The sequence below is a fragment of the Cupriavidus sp. 01L46 genome (genome assembly GCF_056399905.1).
In genome coordinates, this window is the sequence record NZ_JBFTSF010000013.1 from 33,551 (window position 1) to 48,027 (window position 14,477).

Annotated in this window: 14 protein-coding genes; 4 read left to right on the forward strand and 10 right to left on the reverse strand. The window is 66.8% G+C overall.

Features of this window, described 5'->3' with window-relative positions:
• Positions 1–41: 41 nt before the first annotated feature.
• The 5 genes from AC1DS3_RS04135 to AC1DS3_RS04155 form a co-directional block, all read right to left on the reverse strand.
• Positions 42–1,007 (reverse strand): sugar ABC transporter substrate-binding protein, encoded by a 966-nt coding sequence (locus AC1DS3_RS04135; protein WP_441640086.1) that lies wholly within the window; start codon positions 1,005–1,007, stop codon positions 42–44.
• A 79-nt stretch (positions 1,008–1,086) separates the two neighbouring features.
• The gene (locus AC1DS3_RS04140) at positions 1,087–2,055 is read right to left on the reverse strand and encodes an ABC transporter permease (RefSeq protein ID WP_174423924.1); all 969 of its coding nucleotides are present in this window, start codon (positions 2,053–2,055) and stop codon (positions 1,087–1,089) included.
• The gene (locus tag AC1DS3_RS04145; protein ID WP_441640087.1) at positions 2,052–3,011 is read right to left on the reverse strand and encodes an ABC transporter permease; all 960 of its coding nucleotides are present in this window, start codon (positions 3,009–3,011) and stop codon (positions 2,052–2,054) included. Before AC1DS3_RS04145 ends, AC1DS3_RS04140 begins: the two co-directional genes overlap by 4 nt.
• Entirely contained in the window at positions 3,001–4,509 is a 1,509-nt protein-coding gene (locus AC1DS3_RS04150; RefSeq protein ID WP_441640088.1) for a sugar ABC transporter ATP-binding protein, read from the reverse strand. Before AC1DS3_RS04150 ends, AC1DS3_RS04145 begins: the two co-directional genes overlap by 11 nt.
• A gap of 165 nt (positions 4,510–4,674) precedes the next feature.
• A complete protein-coding gene (locus tag AC1DS3_RS04155; protein WP_441640089.1) occupies positions 4,675–6,000 on the reverse strand; it encodes an amidohydrolase family protein in 1,326 nt (441 codons plus the stop codon).
• A 211-nt stretch (positions 6,001–6,211) separates the two neighbouring features.
• On the opposite strand from AC1DS3_RS04155, the gene AC1DS3_RS04160 reads away from it, so the two are divergent.
• The gene (locus AC1DS3_RS04160; RefSeq protein WP_477126739.1) at positions 6,212–7,126 is read left to right on the forward strand and encodes a LysR family transcriptional regulator; all 915 of its coding nucleotides are present in this window, start codon (positions 6,212–6,214) and stop codon (positions 7,124–7,126) included.
• Positions 7,127–7,147: 21 nt separating this feature from the next.
• On the opposite strand, the gene AC1DS3_RS04165 is transcribed toward AC1DS3_RS04160, so the two are convergent.
• Both AC1DS3_RS04165 and AC1DS3_RS04170 read right to left on the reverse strand, forming a co-directional pair.
• On the reverse strand, positions 7,148–8,026 hold the full coding sequence (locus tag AC1DS3_RS04165; protein ID WP_477126740.1) for an NAD(P)-dependent oxidoreductase: 879 nt from the start codon (positions 8,024–8,026) through the stop codon (positions 7,148–7,150).
• A gap of 72 nt (positions 8,027–8,098) precedes the next feature.
• Positions 8,099–9,166 carry a maleylacetate reductase gene (locus tag AC1DS3_RS04170; RefSeq protein ID WP_477126741.1) on the reverse strand — a complete coding sequence of 356 codons (1,068 nt, stop codon included), beginning with the start codon at positions 9,164–9,166 and terminating at the stop codon, positions 8,099–8,101.
• 314 nt (positions 9,167–9,480) lie between these two features.
• Here AC1DS3_RS04170 and AC1DS3_RS04175 point away from each other — a divergent pair, with 314 nt between their 5' ends.
• A complete protein-coding gene (locus tag AC1DS3_RS04175) occupies positions 9,481–10,473 on the forward strand; it encodes an alpha/beta hydrolase (protein WP_477126742.1) in 993 nt (330 codons plus the stop codon).
• 72 nt (positions 10,474–10,545) lie between these two features.
• Here AC1DS3_RS04175 and AC1DS3_RS04180 read toward each other — a convergent pair whose 3' ends face one another.
• Together AC1DS3_RS04180 and AC1DS3_RS04185 are read right to left on the reverse strand one after the other, a co-directional pair.
• Complete coding sequence (locus tag AC1DS3_RS04180) at positions 10,546–10,914, reverse strand: type II toxin-antitoxin system VapC family toxin (protein ID WP_441640093.1); 369 nt, start codon at positions 10,912–10,914, stop codon at positions 10,546–10,548.
• Positions 10,908–11,126, reverse strand: a complete 219-nt coding sequence (locus AC1DS3_RS04185) for a ribbon-helix-helix protein, CopG family (protein ID WP_441640094.1) — start codon at positions 11,124–11,126, stop codon at positions 10,908–10,910. The genes AC1DS3_RS04180 and AC1DS3_RS04185 overlap by 7 nt, the downstream gene beginning before the upstream one ends.
• Before the next feature lie 212 nt (positions 11,127–11,338).
• Between AC1DS3_RS04185 and AC1DS3_RS04190 the strand changes: the two genes are divergently transcribed.
• Both AC1DS3_RS04190 and AC1DS3_RS04195 read left to right on the forward strand, forming a co-directional pair.
• Entirely contained in the window at positions 11,339–13,078 is a 1,740-nt protein-coding gene (locus AC1DS3_RS04190; protein WP_441640095.1) for a nitrite/sulfite reductase, read from the forward strand.
• Entirely contained in the window at positions 13,071–13,667 is a 597-nt protein-coding gene (locus tag AC1DS3_RS04195) for a DUF934 domain-containing protein (protein WP_477126743.1), read from the forward strand. The genes AC1DS3_RS04190 and AC1DS3_RS04195 overlap by 8 nt, the downstream gene beginning before the upstream one ends.
• Here AC1DS3_RS04195 and AC1DS3_RS04200 read toward each other — a convergent pair.
• Positions 13,633–14,421, reverse strand: coding sequence for an alpha/beta fold hydrolase (locus AC1DS3_RS04200; RefSeq protein WP_477126744.1), 789 nt, complete (start codon positions 14,419–14,421; stop codon positions 13,633–13,635). The two genes, AC1DS3_RS04195 and AC1DS3_RS04200, sit on opposite strands and share 35 nt — an antisense overlap.
• Between the last annotated feature and the right edge of the window lie 56 nt (positions 14,422–14,477).

Consider the following 14,477-nt stretch of genomic DNA (forward strand, 5'->3'; position numbering starts at 1 on the left):
TATTGTGGATGCTCTTGCGGACGCTCTTGCGGACATCAGGATCAGGCCTTGGTGGCATCTTCCCAACGCGGGCAGGCACGCTTGCTCACCGGGATGTCGATCGACTGGTAGTTGGTCTTGTCCACCACCGTGGCCGGCAGCACGATGCTCTGCGTGACCGGCATGCCGCGCAGCTTGCGGATGGCGGCGGTCATGCCCAGGCAACCCTGGGCAAATCCATTGTAGTCACCGGTGGCGAGCATGGTGCCGGCCTTGATCGCGTCGATGGCCTCCTGCGTGCCGTTGATGCCGGACACCAGCGCCTTGCGGTTGGCGCCCTGCAGCGCCTCGATCGCGCCGATGGCCATGGCGTCGTTGGCGGCAAAGATACCGTCGATCTGCGGGTACGACTGCATCAGGTTTTCCATCACCTGCAGGGCCTGCAGGCGCTGGTAGTTGGCCGGCTGCGAGGCCACCAGCTTGATGCCGGGGAAGGCCTTGAGCGCGTCGTGCATGCCTTTGACGCGGTCGATATTGGTCAGCGAGCCCTTGATGCCTTCCAGCAACACCACATTGCCCTTGCCGCCCATGGCCTTGAACAGGTGCGTGGCGGTCTTCAGCCCCAGGTCGTAGTCGCTGGCGCCGACGAAGGAGACAAAGTTGCCCACGTCGCTCTTGTCGGTCACGTTGACCACCGGGATGTTGGCCGCGTTGATCTTCTTCACGCCCGGCCCCATGGCCTTGTAGTCCACCGGGACGAAGACGATGGCGTCGGCCTTCTTGACGATCACGTCCTCGATCTGGCTCATCTGCTCCGGGATGCTGTCCGGCTTGGTGGGGATGTAGTGGGTGACGCGCGCGTTCATGCTCTTGGCCGCGGCGTCCGCGCCCTGGCGCACGACCTGGAAAAACGGGTTGGTCTGGTTCTTGGTGAACACCGCGATGCGTTCACCGTCCGCGTGGGCCGGTGCGGCCAGGATGCCGAGGGCCAGCAGGCCGGCCAAATTCTTCAGGTTACGTACGTTCATGTTGTCTCCTTTGTCTTTGATGAAAAGCTGCCACCTCGATTGACGACCTTGTTTGACGGCCTTGTTTGACGACGTCGAGCTAAGACCTCACGCCCAGCCGCTTGCGCGACAGCGTATCCAGGAATACCGCCAGCACCACGATCACGCCCGTCACCAGCGGTTGCCAGTTGGCGCTGACGGTGAGCAGGTTCATGCCGTTGAGCACCAGCGTGAGGATGATGGCGCCGACCAGCGTGCCGGATACCCGGCCCACGCCGCCGAACAGCGAGGTGCCGCCGATCAGCACCGCGGCGATGGCGGGCAGCGTCAGCGCCTCGCCAATGTCGCCCTCGGCCGAGTTGAGCCGCGCCAGGAACACCAGGCTGGCGATGCCGGCCATGGCGCCGCTCACCAGGTACACCAGCACCAGCCGCCGCTTGACGGGCACGCCGGAGAGCCGGGCCGCGACGGGATTGGCGCCGATGGCGTAGATCTCCTGGCCATAGGTGGTCTTCTGCGACATGGCGGTGCCCGCCACCAGGAACGCCAGCATCAGGTAGACAGGAATGGGCACGCCCCACAGGTAGCCGCTGCCGATCGCCCGAAACGCTGGTGGAAAGCCGTGGATGGTCTCGCCCGCCATGAACCAGTAGGTGACGCCGTGCAGCACCCACAACATGCCGTAGGTGGCAATGAATGGCGGGATGCGCAGCATGGCCACCAGCAGGCCGTTGGCCAGCCCGATCAGGGCGCCGGTGCCCAGCCCCGCCCCCACGCCGAGCATGGTGGAGCCGGTGGCCTTCATCACGGTGGCCGCCACGCAAGCCGACATGGCCACGTTGGCGCCCACCGACAAGTCCAGCCCGCCGGTCAGGATCACCAGCGTCACGCCTGACGCCAGCAGGAACAGCAGGCTGGCCTGGCGCAGCACGTTGAGGATGTTGCCCAGCGTCAGGAACGCATCGGATGCCACCGCCAGCAGCAGGCACAGCAGGCCGAGCGCGAACAGCCGGTAGGCAAACGAGCGGGCATCCGCCGAGAGTGGCGGGAACAGAGTCGCCGTGTTCATGCTTTCCCCTTGAACGATTCGATCAGCAGCACCACCAGCACCAGCAGCCCGATGGCCGCCACCTGCACCGACGACTGCACGCCCACCAGGTTGAGCCCGTTGCGCAGCACGCCCACCGCCAGCACCCCCAGCACCGTGCCGGGCAGCCAGCCGTTGCCGCGGTCGAAGGTGGTGCCGCCCACCGCCACCGCGGCGATGGCGTCGAACTCCAGCCCGATGGCCGCCGTGGGGTGCCCGGCATTCATGCGCGCCGTGAGCAGCAGCGCGGCCACGCCCGCCATCAGCCCGCCCAGCGCATAGACGGCGATCAGATAGACATTGATGCGCACGCCGGAGAACTTGAGCGCCTCGCGGTTGCCGCCCAGCGCGAACACATAGGCGCCAAAGCGGGTGTGGTAGAGCAGCCAGTGGAACAGGCCGTAGAACACCACCGCGATCCAGACCGGGAGCGGCACGCCCAGCAGTTGCCCGGCGTAGATCAGCGGAATCGTGTCGCCGATGCCGGTCACGCTCTGGCCATCGGTGGCCACCAGCGCCAGCCCCTGCGCGGCGCCCAGCGTGCCGAGCGTGGCCACGAACGGCGGGATCTCCAGCCACGACACCAGCGCACCGTTGAGCAGGCCGAACGCCAGCCCGGTAAGCAGCGCCGCGCCCAAGGCCAGGGGCAGCGATTCCGTGGCCACCATCACCATCGCCAGCACCACGCCGCACAGCGTCAGCACGGCGCCCATCGACAGGTCCAGCCCTTCGGTCATGATGATCAGCGTCATCGGCAAGGCGATCAGCAGCAGGATGGTGGATTGCGTGCCGATGTTCAGCAGGTTCTCCACGCTCAGGAAGCCCGAGCCCGTCACACTGAAGCCCAGCGAAAGCAGCAGCAGCACCCAGACCGATCCGGGCACCTTGCCGATGGACAGGCCGAGCGGCCGCGGTAGTGCGTTGGTATCAAGCATCATTCATCCCCAGTTGCAGAATGCGTTCTTCGGTCATCTCGCCATGGGCGACTTCGCCGGCGATGCGCCCGCCGCGCATGACATAGGTGCGGTCGCAGACATTGATGATCTCCGGCAGTTCGGAGCTGATCAGCAGCACGCCGGCGCCCTGCTTCACCAGGCTGTCGATCAGGGCAAAGATCTCGGCCTTGGCGCCTACGTCGATGCCGCGCGTGGGCTCGTCGAAGATAAACAGCTTCGCTTCGGCGACCAGCCATTTGCCGATCACGATCTTTTGCTGGTTGCCGCCGGAGAGGAACTGCGCCAGCTGGTTGCCGTCGGGCGTGGCAATGCGCAGCCGCGCGATCTCGCGCTCGGCCAGCGCCTCGGCCTTGTCCGCGCGATACCAGCGCGCGGGAAAGGCACGCTGCAAGCCGGCCAGCAGCAGGTTGTCGCGCACCGTGCGGATCAGCGCCAGCCCCTCCGATTTGCGGCTTTCCGGAATCAGCGCGGCACCCAGTTCACGAGCGCGGTCCGGGCCGCCGGTGAGACGCTTGCCAGAGATGTGGATTTCGCCCTGCCGGATCGGGTCCGCGCCAAACACGGCGCGCGCCACCTCGCTGCGGCCCGAGCCCACCAGCCCGGCCAGCCCCACGATCTCGCCGGCGCGCACCTGCAGGTTGATATCCGCGATGCCGCTGTCCGCGCTGACGTTGCGCACATCCAGCGCCACTTCGCCCAGTTGCGCGCTGCGCTCGCGGCTGTAGCTCATGTCGACCTTGCGCCCGACCATGCGCGCCACCAGCTCGTCCGGGGTCGCGTCGCCGGGCAGGCAGGCGCCTACCTTGCGGCCGTCGCGCAAGATGGTGATGCGGTCGCCCAGCGCGAAGACCTCCGCCATGCGGTGCGAGATATAGATCATCGACACGCCATCGGCCTTGAGCCGCGCGATCACGGCGAACAGCTTCTCCGTCTCGCGGTCGGACAGCGCCGCGGTGGGCTCATCCAGCACCAGGATGCGCGCGTTCTGCGACAGCGCCTTGGCGATCTCCACCATCTGCTGCTGGGCCACGCCCAGCGCATGCACCGGCGTGCGGGTGCTCACCTCCATGCCCAGGATATCGAGGATGCGGCGCGCTTCGGCGTGCATCCTGGCGGCATCGACGGAGCCGGGAATGCGCCCGCGCGGCTCGCGGCCCAGGAAGATGTTCTGCGCGATGTCCAGGTAGGGCACCAGCGAGAACTCCTGGAAAATCACCGCGATGCCCAGGCGCATGGTGTCGGCCGGGCTGGTGATCGCCACCGGGCTGCCGTCGTGATAGAACTCGCCGGCATCGGCCACGTAGACGCCGCACAGCACCTTCATCAGCGACGATTTGCCGGCGCCGTTCTCGCCCAGCAGCATGTGCACCTCGCCGGGGTAGATGGCGAACGACACATCGTCCAGCGCCTTCACCCCGGGGAAGTTCTTGCAGATGCCGCGCATCTCGAACAGCGGCGCGATTTCGGTGATTGCATTCATGATGCGAGCCTGAAGATCTTGCCGGCGCCGATGCCGTGCGGGGCGGGTTGTCGATGCATGTGGTCTCCTCCTTATCGTTGGTATCGTTCGGTTCGTGGTCTTCTAGCGCTGGCGGCACGTTGATGCGCCTGCCCTTCCTTTTTGCCTGCGGGGCATCGCTTGCGCTCACCGCCCCGCCGCCAGGCGTTCGCCCGACGCGCGCAGCGCCTCAAGCTTGCCCGGCAGCCCGTCCACCAGCAGCCGGCCGTGGCGCTTGCGCGCCTTGCCTGCCACGAACACGCTGTCGATATTGGCCAGGCTGGCCTGCATCACGATGGCGCTCACCGGATCGTGCAGCGGCATCATGTTGAGCTTGCGGGCGTCGATCATCACCAGGTCGGCCTGCTTGCCCACGGCCAGCGAGCCGATGCGGTCTTGCATGCCGAGCATCCGCGCGCCGGCCAGCGTGATCCAGTCCAGCGCATCGCGGCAGCTCACCGCGTGCGCGGGAGCGATCCCACCGTACTGCTGGCGGTACTCGGCATGGTCCAGCGCGCGCTGGATGCCCAGCGCCATGCGCGCGGCGATAAACATCTCGCCGGACAAACCCGATTCCAGGTCCACGCCGAGCGACGGCGCGGCGCCCAGGCGCGTCAGCCGGCCCGTGATCGGGAAACCGTGGCCCTGCGTCAGTTCGTTCTCCGGCGTGACAGAGAAACTCATGCCCAGCCCGACGAAGCGCGCCAGCTGCGCGTGCGTGAGGTTGTTGCCGTGCACGATGTTGATATGGGGACCAAGCAGCCCGGCCTGCTCAAGCCGGTCCCACCCCTGCGGCGTGCGGGCGCTGCCGCCGCCCTGGTGCATGCTGGCCAGCAGGCCAAATTCCCGCGCCAGCGCAAAATCGTGCAGCGCGACTTCCAGCGTCGAGTAATGCGGGCCGAGGATGGCCAGGCCGAGGCTTAGCAAGGACGAGCCTTGCAGCCGCCGGGACAAACGCTCCACCTCGCTGCGCGGGTGCGGCGTTTCCCAGAACGGCAGCGCGCCGGGCTTGGGGTCCGGCTTGGGCGAGCCGTGCAGGAACGCGGCGCGGATGCCGGCATGATCCAGCGCGTCCAGCGCGGCATCGCTGTGCGCCGGCGTGGGGTTGTTGTGGCACCAGTCCACCAGCGTGGTGGTGCCGCAATCGAGCTGGTTCCAGGCGCCGACAAGCGTGGCAATGCCGATGTCATCGGGCGTGAAGCGCGTGGCCAGCCCGGCGTGCATCTGCCGGAAGTACTCGGTCAGCGTCCAGCCCGAGGCAACGCCGCGCAGCGCGGTCTGCCAGGTGTGCATATGCGCGTTGACAAAGCCGGGGGCGACGATGAAGCCGCGAGCGTCGATCAACTCGGCGCCGTCCGCTTCAAGATGCGGCGCGATGGCGGCGATGCGCTCGCCGTCGATCAGCAGGTCGCCGGTGAACTCGCCGAGGGCGGGTTCCATGGTGACCAGGGTGGCCCCGCGTACCAGGATCATGGGTGTGTCTCCGTTGCCTGGCGGCGCTGCCTGTGGCCGGCGCGCCGCTCTGGGTTTTGCAGGCGTCCTGTCATGCCTGACAAGCGCTGGAACAAACTCTATACTGCCGGCAAATGGAAAAAAACGACGGATAAGGAAATCTTCTTTCCGCCAGGCGAGAGAATCAAAATGGCTCGCGCGGCGGACCAAGAAGCACGCGGGGAGACAAGGCATGGACCGTTGGACCGAGTTCGAACTCTTCGTCCAGATCGCGGAGCTGGGCAGCATCAGCAAGGCCGCCGAGAGCCTGGACATTTCCAACGCGGCGGCAAGCCGCTACCTCACCTCGCTGGAGCAGCGGCTATCGGCGCGGCTGATCGAGCGCAACACGCGCCGGCTTTACCTGACCGATGTGGGGCACGAGTTTTTCCGGCGTTGCAAGGGCGTGCTGACGGAAATGAAGGAGGCGGAAGCCGCGGTCAACGCCAATGTGCTGGAGCCGGGCGGCACGCTCACGGTCACCGCGTCGCTGTCGTTTTCCATGAAGCACCTCGCGCCGCTGCTGCCGGATTTCACCAGCCTCTACCCCAAGGTGGACGTGAACATCCTTGCGGCCAACCGCTACTACGACATCATGGACAGCGGCATCGACCTGGCCATCCGCACGCGGGAGTTCGAGCCGGATTCCGGCCTGACCGTGCGCCGGCTGGCCGAGACGCGCCGCATCCTGGCCGCCTCGCCGCGCTACCTGGACCGCATGGGCACGCCGCGCGAAGTCGACGACCTGCTACGCCACCACATGCTGATCTACTCGTACGCCAACCGGCCACACGAGCTGGCCTTCACCCGCAATGCAGAGGAGAAGACGGTCACGGTGCGCAGCAAGCTGGAGTCCAACGACGGCCAGGTGATCCGTGCGGCCGCGCTGGAGGGCCTAGGCATCCTGGTGCAGCCCAAGTACATCGTCTACGACGATATCGTGGCGGGCCGGCTGATCCCGGTGCTGGACGACTGGGACCTGCCCCGGCTCACCATCAACATCGCCTTCCAGAGCCGGCGCTACCTGGCCGCCAAGGTGCGCCTGTTCATCGACTATCTGGTGGCGCACTTCGAGCACATGGACTACGAGCGCAAGTGGACGTCGTGACGGTGCGCTTAAGCGCCCTGCCTAGCCATTGATGCTGGGCAGCCCGGCGGCGAGCCGCGCGGACTTGATCACCGCGGCATAGTCGTCGCCGGCCATGCCCTGCGCGGCGGCGCCCTGCAGCATCTGGCCCAGCAGCGCGGTGAGCGACAGCGGCACGCGCAGGTCGGCGCCCGCATCCAGGATCAATCCCACGTCCTTGAGCATCTGGTCCACGGTGAAGGTGGGCGTGTAGTCGTTCTCCAACAGCTGCGCGGACTTGGCCTTGACGATGGGCGCGGCCACCGCGCTGGTGGTGATCACGGACCACATGTCCTGCCATTTGAGGCCACCCTTGGCGCCGAGTGCCAGCGCCTCGGCCAGCATGCCGGAGGTCAGGCCGATCATCAGGTTCACCACCAGCTTCATCAGGCGCGCCTGCTCGGCTTCGCCCAGGTAGAACTGGGCCGGCCCGAGCGCGGCCAGCAGCGGCTTTGCCACCGCATAGGCGGCCGCCGGGCCGGACACCAGCGCGGTCAGCTGCGCCGCCTCGGCCATCTTGTTGTTGCCGGATACCGTCACGCGCAGGTACGGGATGTTGCGCTGCGCCAGCACGGCGGCCACGCGGGCAGACGCTTGCGGCGACACCGTGCTGGTATCGATATACAGCGTGCCCGGCGCGGCCAGCTCCGCCACTTGCGCGCCCACGGCCTCGAAGGCCGCGTCGTGCGGCAGCGAGCTGAACACAACGTCCTTGCCGGCGGTTGCCTGCGCGAGCGAGCCGGTCGTCTTCAGCCCGACCTGGCGCCCGGCTTCCAGCACGGCGGGCGACAGGTCGAAGCCTTCGACAGCGTGCCCGGCGGCGGCCAGGTGACGCCCCATGGGCAAGCCCATCTTGCCGATTCCGATAAAGCCGATTTGCATTGTTCGTCTCCGATGCGTTGCGCGTTTTGTGTTGTGCGTTGTGTGTTGTGCGTTGTGTGTTTGCGGGCCCGCTCAGTCCGGGCGCACGCCTTCAAAGGCGGCCTGCAGCAATTCGCGAATCGGCGCGCGCTCGATCGGGCGCGGATTCCAGTACGGGTTGGCCATGGCGATATCCGCGGCGCGGTCCAGGTCCTCGGCTTTCATGCCGATATCGCGCAGCGCCGTGGCCGCGCCAAGGCGGGCGGCCAGGTCGTAAAGCGCGGCGGCGGCGGAGACGCCCTCGCCGCCCATGGCCCGGCGGATCCGCGCCATGGCATCCGGCGCGGCCATGGCGTTATAGGCCATGGCGTGCGGCAGCACCGCCGTGTGCGTCTCGGCATGGGGCAGGTTGAAACTGCCGCCCAGCGTATGGCACAGCTTGTGGTGCAGCGCCATGCCGACGCTGCCCAGCACCGTTGCGCACAGCCATGCGCCGTAGAGGCAATCGGCGCGGGCATCCAGGTCGGTGGGCGCAGCAAACACGCGGGGAATGCCGCTGGCCAGCGCCCGGATGCCCTCCTCCGCCATCAGCGACGTCACCGGGTTGGCATCCTCAGCGTACAGCCCCTCGGCAGCGTGGGCGATGGCGTTCAGGCCGCTGGTCACGCTCAAGGCCACCGGCAGGCCCACGGTCAGCGCGGGATCGTAGATCACGGTGCGCGGCAGCACGCGCGGGTCGCGGCCGGTTTTCTTCAGGCCCGCGTCGGTGAGGCCATAGATCGGCGTCATCTCGGACCCGGCGTAGGTGGTGGGAATCGCCAGGATCGGCAGGCCGGAGGTCAGCGCGATGGCTTTGCCCAGCCCGGTGGTCGACCCACCGCCAAGGGCGATCATGCAATCCGCGCCCACTTCCTGCGCATGCGCAATCGCCGCGCGGGCGGATTCCACCGGCACGTGCATTACCGCGCCAGGGTAAATGCCGGCGGACAACGGCCCGAGCGCATCGGACAGCCGCGTTGCGTCTTCGGCCTGGTTGGGTGTGCACAGCACCAGCGCCCGCCTGGCGCCCAGCCGTTCCAGTTCTTGCCCCACCTGGCTCAGGGTGCCCGCGCCAAATAGCACGCGCGTGGGCTGGGCCACGTATAAAAATGACGTTGGCATGGCTTTGTCTTCCTCCGCAAGGATCGGGATCTGTGCCCGCTTGTCGTGTGTCTTGTCCAGCGCTTGTGGCGTTGAGCAGCCAGAGACCACAGCCAGCGGACGCGCCAATGCACGTTAGCCTTCCGCCGGGCGGAAAGAAATGCCGCGATGGGAAAACACTCTTGACGCATGTGGAAGAATTCACGCCCTCCACCAACGGATGTCGCGCGGTGGCGGATTCGGTGCTAGCTTCCTGGCTGGACTAGCGCACTTTTCGATTCTGTCCCGACAGCGCGGTCCCTTCTGCAATCCACCCCTTGCGTAAAGCGAATACCGTGAAACTTCGAACCGCCACGCTCGCCGTCTCCGCCATACTTTCCGTGATGCTCGTGGCCCTTGCCGCAGCGCTGGCCGCAGGCGGCCCGACCCGGCCAAAACCGATGCTAAGCATCAGCGATCCGTTCAAGGACGTGGATTTCTCTGCGCTTGCGGCCCCGGCACATTACGCGGCACGCGACGGCGCGCAGCTCACCTACCGCCGCTATCCCCCTGCCGGCGGCCTGCCCAGCCGAGGCAGCGTGGTATTGGTGCATGGCTCCTCGGCCAACAGCCAGAGCATGCATCCGCTTGCGCAGCGCTTCGCGCAGGCCGGCTTCACGGCCTACGCCCTGGATATGCGCGGCCACGGGGCCTCCGGCCCGCGTGGCGACATTGCCTACATCGGGCAGCTCGATGACGACCTGGAGGACTTTGTGAGCGCCGTTCAGCCCGCCGGCCCGAAGACGCTGGTGGGATTCTCATCAGGCGGCGGCTTTGCGCTGCGCGTGGCGGGCGGCGCGCGCCACGCGCTGTTTGACAACTACTTGTTCATGGCGCCCTTTACGAACCGCCGCGCGCCCACGTTCCGCCCCGACGCCGGCGGCTGGGTCTCGGTCGGCGTACCGCGCGTGATCGCGCTCACGCTGCTGAACCGGATCGGCATCACCGCCTTCAACCACTTGCCCGTTCTGGCCTTTGCCATCAACGACGCACCGCGCGCCGAACTGACGCCGTCCTATTCCTACGCGCTGGCGACGAATTTCCAGCCCGATGAGGACTACCAGCGCGATATTCGCGAGATCCACAAGCCGGCGGCGGTACTGGCCGGGCAGGACGATGAAGTGTTTGTCGCCGCCAGGTTTGCACAGGTGTTCACCGATGCGGGCCGCCCGGATATTCCGGTCACGCTGGTGCCCGGCACCGGCCACATCATGCTCACGGTGTCACCGGCCGCCCGCGCGGCAGCGGTGCAGGCCGTGGAGCGGCTGGATGGCGTGGCCGGGAAATGACTGGCATGGCAGCGCCGGGCTGCGAGGAAGAATAGCGACTGGCGGCGATGGGCGCGCTCTCGCTCATTTGAGTTATTTGAGTTGATAGGGAATCCGCACACCAGGCTCGCTGATTGAGAAGTCTTTGGTATTGCGTGTGACCAGCAACATGGAATGCGCTTGCGCGGACGCCCAGATAATCGCATCAGGCAGCTTGATTCGCGCGGTCTTTCGAATCTGGACGGCGCGAGAGGAAACCGCATCATCGACTGCAATCAGCCGGAACGTATTGAGCCACGCGCGCAATGTCTGCTCTTCTTCAGCCGTTGCGCCGGCCATCACCTCCATCCAGGTGATGACATTGATCGCCTTTGACTCGTAGCGGCGCATCTCGATCATTGCCTCTTCGATTCCGTTCAGGTGGTCGATCAGGATGTTGGTATCGAAGAGCGCGTTCACCACTCCTCCCGCAGCTTTTCCTGATACGCAAGGCCATCCACCTCGCGGTGCTTCCAAAGCCCGAAGGTGTCAGAGGCCAGGCCGGGCTTGCGCTGCGCTATGTACGCTTGAATTGCCTCGCGAATGACTACCGCCCGAGGGCGCCTTTCTGCCTCGACAATGGCGGCCAGCGCTTGCAGCTGGTCCTCCGCAAGGTCGATCAGGATGCGACTCATGATGAACCCATAAATGATATGTGATATACGCATCGTATATCATTCAATTTGAAACAACAAGGCACCGGCAAGGCATCTGCTCCGGCCCGAACAGGCCCCTTCTGCTCCTGTTCGGCACGGGCAAGGGGCGCTAGCCTCATGGCTACCCACAAGCCCCTCGCCGGCGGGGGTGAACTCCCCCCTTCCCCGCACGGCACACCTGGAAGTGCTTCATGTATGTGTATGACACCGTCGACCAGCAACTGGTCGACCAGCGCGTTGCGCAGTTCAGCGGCCAGACCGAACGGTTTCTCACCGGCCAGCTCACCGAGGACGAGTTCCGCGTGCTGCGGCTACAGAACGGCCTCTACATCCAGCGGCATGCGCCCATGCTGCGCGTGGCGATTCCGTACGGCATGCTGGTGTCGCGGCAACTGCGCAAGCTGGCCGAGATAGCGCGCCGCTTTGACCGCGGCTACGGGCACTTCAGCACGCGGCAGAACATGCAGTTCAACTGGCCGCGCCTGGAGGACGCCCCCGCTATCCTGGCGGAACTGGCGACCGTGCAGATGCACGCCATCCAGACCAGCGGCAATTGCATCCGCAACACCACCACCGACCACTTCGCCGGGCTGGCGCCGGATGAGATCGTGAACCCCCTGGTGTGGTGCGAGATCATCCGCCAGTGGTCGATGCTGCATCCCGAGTTTGCCTTCCTGCCGCGCAAGTTCAAGATCGCGGTGAGCGGTGCCACCACGGACCGCGCAGCGGTGGGCGTGCACGATATCGGCCTGCAAGCCGTGGAGCGCGATAGCGAGCTTGGCTTCCGCGTGTGGGTGGGCGGCGGCATGGGCCGCACGCCCATGGTCGGCAAGCTGATCAACGCCTTCGTGCACTGGTCCGACCTGCTCACCTACCTGCAGGCCACGCTGCGGGTCTACAACCTGCACGGCCGGCGCGACAACAAGTACAAGGCGCGCATCAAGATCCTGGTCAAGGACCTGACGCCGGGCGTGTTCGCGCAACAGGTGGACGAGCAATGGCAGCGGATCCGCGGCGGCCCGGACACGGTCAGCGCGGACTTCGTGGCCGGCGTGGCGGGCCGCTTCACCCTGCCGGACTATGATCCCGCGGCGGCGCACGAGGCCGGCCCGGATCCCGAGCTGGCGGCGGCGCATCCGCGCTTTGCCCGCTGGCTGCGCAGCAATGTGCACGCGCATCGCGTGCCCGGCTACGCCGCCGTGACGGTCTCGCTGAAGGCCACCGGCATGCCGCCCGGCGACATCACCGCCGACCAGATGGATGCGGTGGCGGACCTGGCGGAGCGCTTCGGCTTTGGCGAGCTGCGGGTCTCGCACGAGCAGAACCTGATCCTGGCCGACGTGCGCCGGGGCGCGCTGTTTGCGCTCTGGCAAGCGCTGGACGCGCTGAACCTGGCCACCGCCAACATCGGCCTGCTCACCAATATCATTGCCTGCCCGGGCGGGGATTTCTGCTCGCTGGCCAACGCGGTGTCGATTCCACTGGCCGAGGCCATCCAGCGCCGCTTCGACGACCTGGACTACCTGTTCGAGATCGGCGAGCTGGACCTGAACATCTCCGGCTGCATCAACTCCTGCGGGCACCACCACGTGGGCCATATCGGCATCCTCGGCGTGGACAAGGCCGGCGAGGAGTGGTACCAGGTGACCATCGGCGGGCGCCAGAACGGCGCGGCCGGCCATGCGCTGCTGGACCCGCACAAGGGCGGCGGCGCGGCGATCGGCCGCATCATCGGCCCGTCGTTCGCGCGCGATGAAATCCCGGATGTGGTGGCGCTGCTGATCGATACCTACCTGTCCCTGCGCGACAGCGAGGCGGAGCGGTTTATCGACGTGGTGGAGCGGGTTGGCCCGGACCCCTTCAAGCAGGCGGTCTACCAGGACCCGAGGATCGTCGCGCGGCGGCAGCAAGCGGAGGAAGCCCGTGCCTGATCTCCAATCATTGCCACCGCCAAACAATGTGATTCGCAACGGCCAGCTGGAAGCAGACATCTGGCGCGCCTTCGTGCCGGACGAGAACGCGCCGGTTTCGGCATCGACATCGACATCGACAACACACGCGCTGCCGCCGGATGAAAACGGCTGGCTGGTCACCCTTGCCACATGGCGCGCAGCCCACGACGCCCTGCGCCGGCGCCGCCACCCGGTGGCCGTGTACCTCGGCCCGGATGCGGACCCTGAAGACCTGCTTGAGGCGGGCGCCGCCACCATCGATGCCACCGGCATCGCGCACCTGGCGATCGACTTCCCGGTCTATACCGACGGGCGCGGCTATTCGCTGGCGCAGCTGCTGCGCACGCAATATGGCTGGGGCGGCGAGCTGCGCGCGGTGGGCGACGTGATGATCGATACCGTGCACTACATGGCGCGTTGCGGCTTCGATGCCTTCGCCGTCAAGCCGAGCCACGACCCGCAGGCCGCGCTGGCGGCGCTAGGGACGTTCACGGTGCATTACCAGAAGACGTACCCGGCCGCCACCGCGCCGGCTATTTCGGCAACCACCCGTCCAGCAACGCGTTGACTGGCTCGTGGGCCTCGTACTGGACCCAGTGGCCCGCATTGGCAATGACGCGGCCTTCGCGGCGCGGGCTGCCCCGGGTCATTGCCGCGATGGCCGGGACGGGATCCGCCGTGACGTCGTGCTCGCCCCAGGCCAGCAGCACCTCGCCGCCGAAGCGGTCCAGCGCGCCGCGCAGGTCGCCGGAGCGGGAGATGTTCTTGCTGCGAAAGCGCGTGAGGCGGCATGACTCGGTATGCGCGTACATGGCCATGGCGTCGATCTTGGCCGGGTCGGCCATCATGAACGCCGCCAGGTTGTAGCGCATCGCCACCGCCAGGGCCTCGGCGTCCGCGGCCTTGCGCCAGTCCACCAGCGCACGCTGCTGGCGGCGGATGCCGCCATGGCCGCCTGAGCCCATCAGCACCAGCCGGCGCACCGTGCCGCGCGACGCGGCCACGTTGGCGGCCACCAGCCCGCCGAAGGAGAAGCCAACCAGGCTGAGCGCCTTGTCGCAGCCGGGCAGTTGCCTGATGCCCTCGACAAGCGTGCCGGTCATCACGGAAAGATCGCTGGCGATATCGTCCGACTCGCCAAACCCCGGCATGTCCGGCGCCCACACCGTGCGGTGCGCGGCCAGCGCCTCGATATTACGCACCCAGTGCAGCCAGCTCCCATGCCCGCCATGCAGCAGGACCACGGGTTGCCCCTGGCCAAAGCGGCGCCAGACCATGCGGCAGCCATCGGCATCGGTGACGATCCGTTCGGATTGTTGCAACAGGGCGGCCGCCTGCGCTTCGGGTTGGGCTGAAGCGACAGGCGTTTTGCTGATCA

Bases quoted from the DNA above. Each gene is read 5' to 3' on its own strand.
- AC1DS3_RS04135 (WP_441640086.1), bottom strand. From the start codon at position 1,007: ATGAACGTACGTAACCTGAAGAATTTGGCCGGCCTGCTGGCCCTCGGC.
- AC1DS3_RS04140 (WP_174423924.1), bottom strand. From the start codon at position 2,055: ATGAACACGGCGACTCTGTTCCCGCCACTCTCGGCGGATGCCCGCTCG.
- AC1DS3_RS04145 (WP_441640087.1), bottom strand. From the start codon at position 3,011: ATGATGCTTGATACCAACGCACTACCGCGGCCGCTCGGCCTGTCCATC.
- AC1DS3_RS04150 (WP_441640088.1), bottom strand. From the start codon at position 4,509: ATGAATGCAATCACCGAAATCGCGCCGCTGTTCGAGATGCGCGGCATC.
- AC1DS3_RS04155 (WP_441640089.1), bottom strand. From the start codon at position 6,000: ATGATCCTGGTACGCGGGGCCACCCTGGTCACCATGGAACCCGCCCTC.
- AC1DS3_RS04160 (WP_477126739.1), top strand. From the start codon at position 6,212: ATGGACCGTTGGACCGAGTTCGAACTCTTCGTCCAGATCGCGGAGCTG.
- AC1DS3_RS04165 (WP_477126740.1), bottom strand. From the start codon at position 8,026: ATGCAAATCGGCTTTATCGGAATCGGCAAGATGGGCTTGCCCATGGGG.
- AC1DS3_RS04170 (WP_477126741.1), bottom strand. From the start codon at position 9,166: ATGCCAACGTCATTTTTATACGTGGCCCAGCCCACGCGCGTGCTATTT.
- AC1DS3_RS04185 (WP_441640094.1), bottom strand. From the start codon at position 11,126: ATGAGTCGCATCCTGATCGACCTTGCGGAGGACCAGCTGCAAGCGCTG.
- AC1DS3_RS04190 (WP_441640095.1), top strand. From the start codon at position 11,339: ATGTATGTGTATGACACCGTCGACCAGCAACTGGTCGACCAGCGCGTT.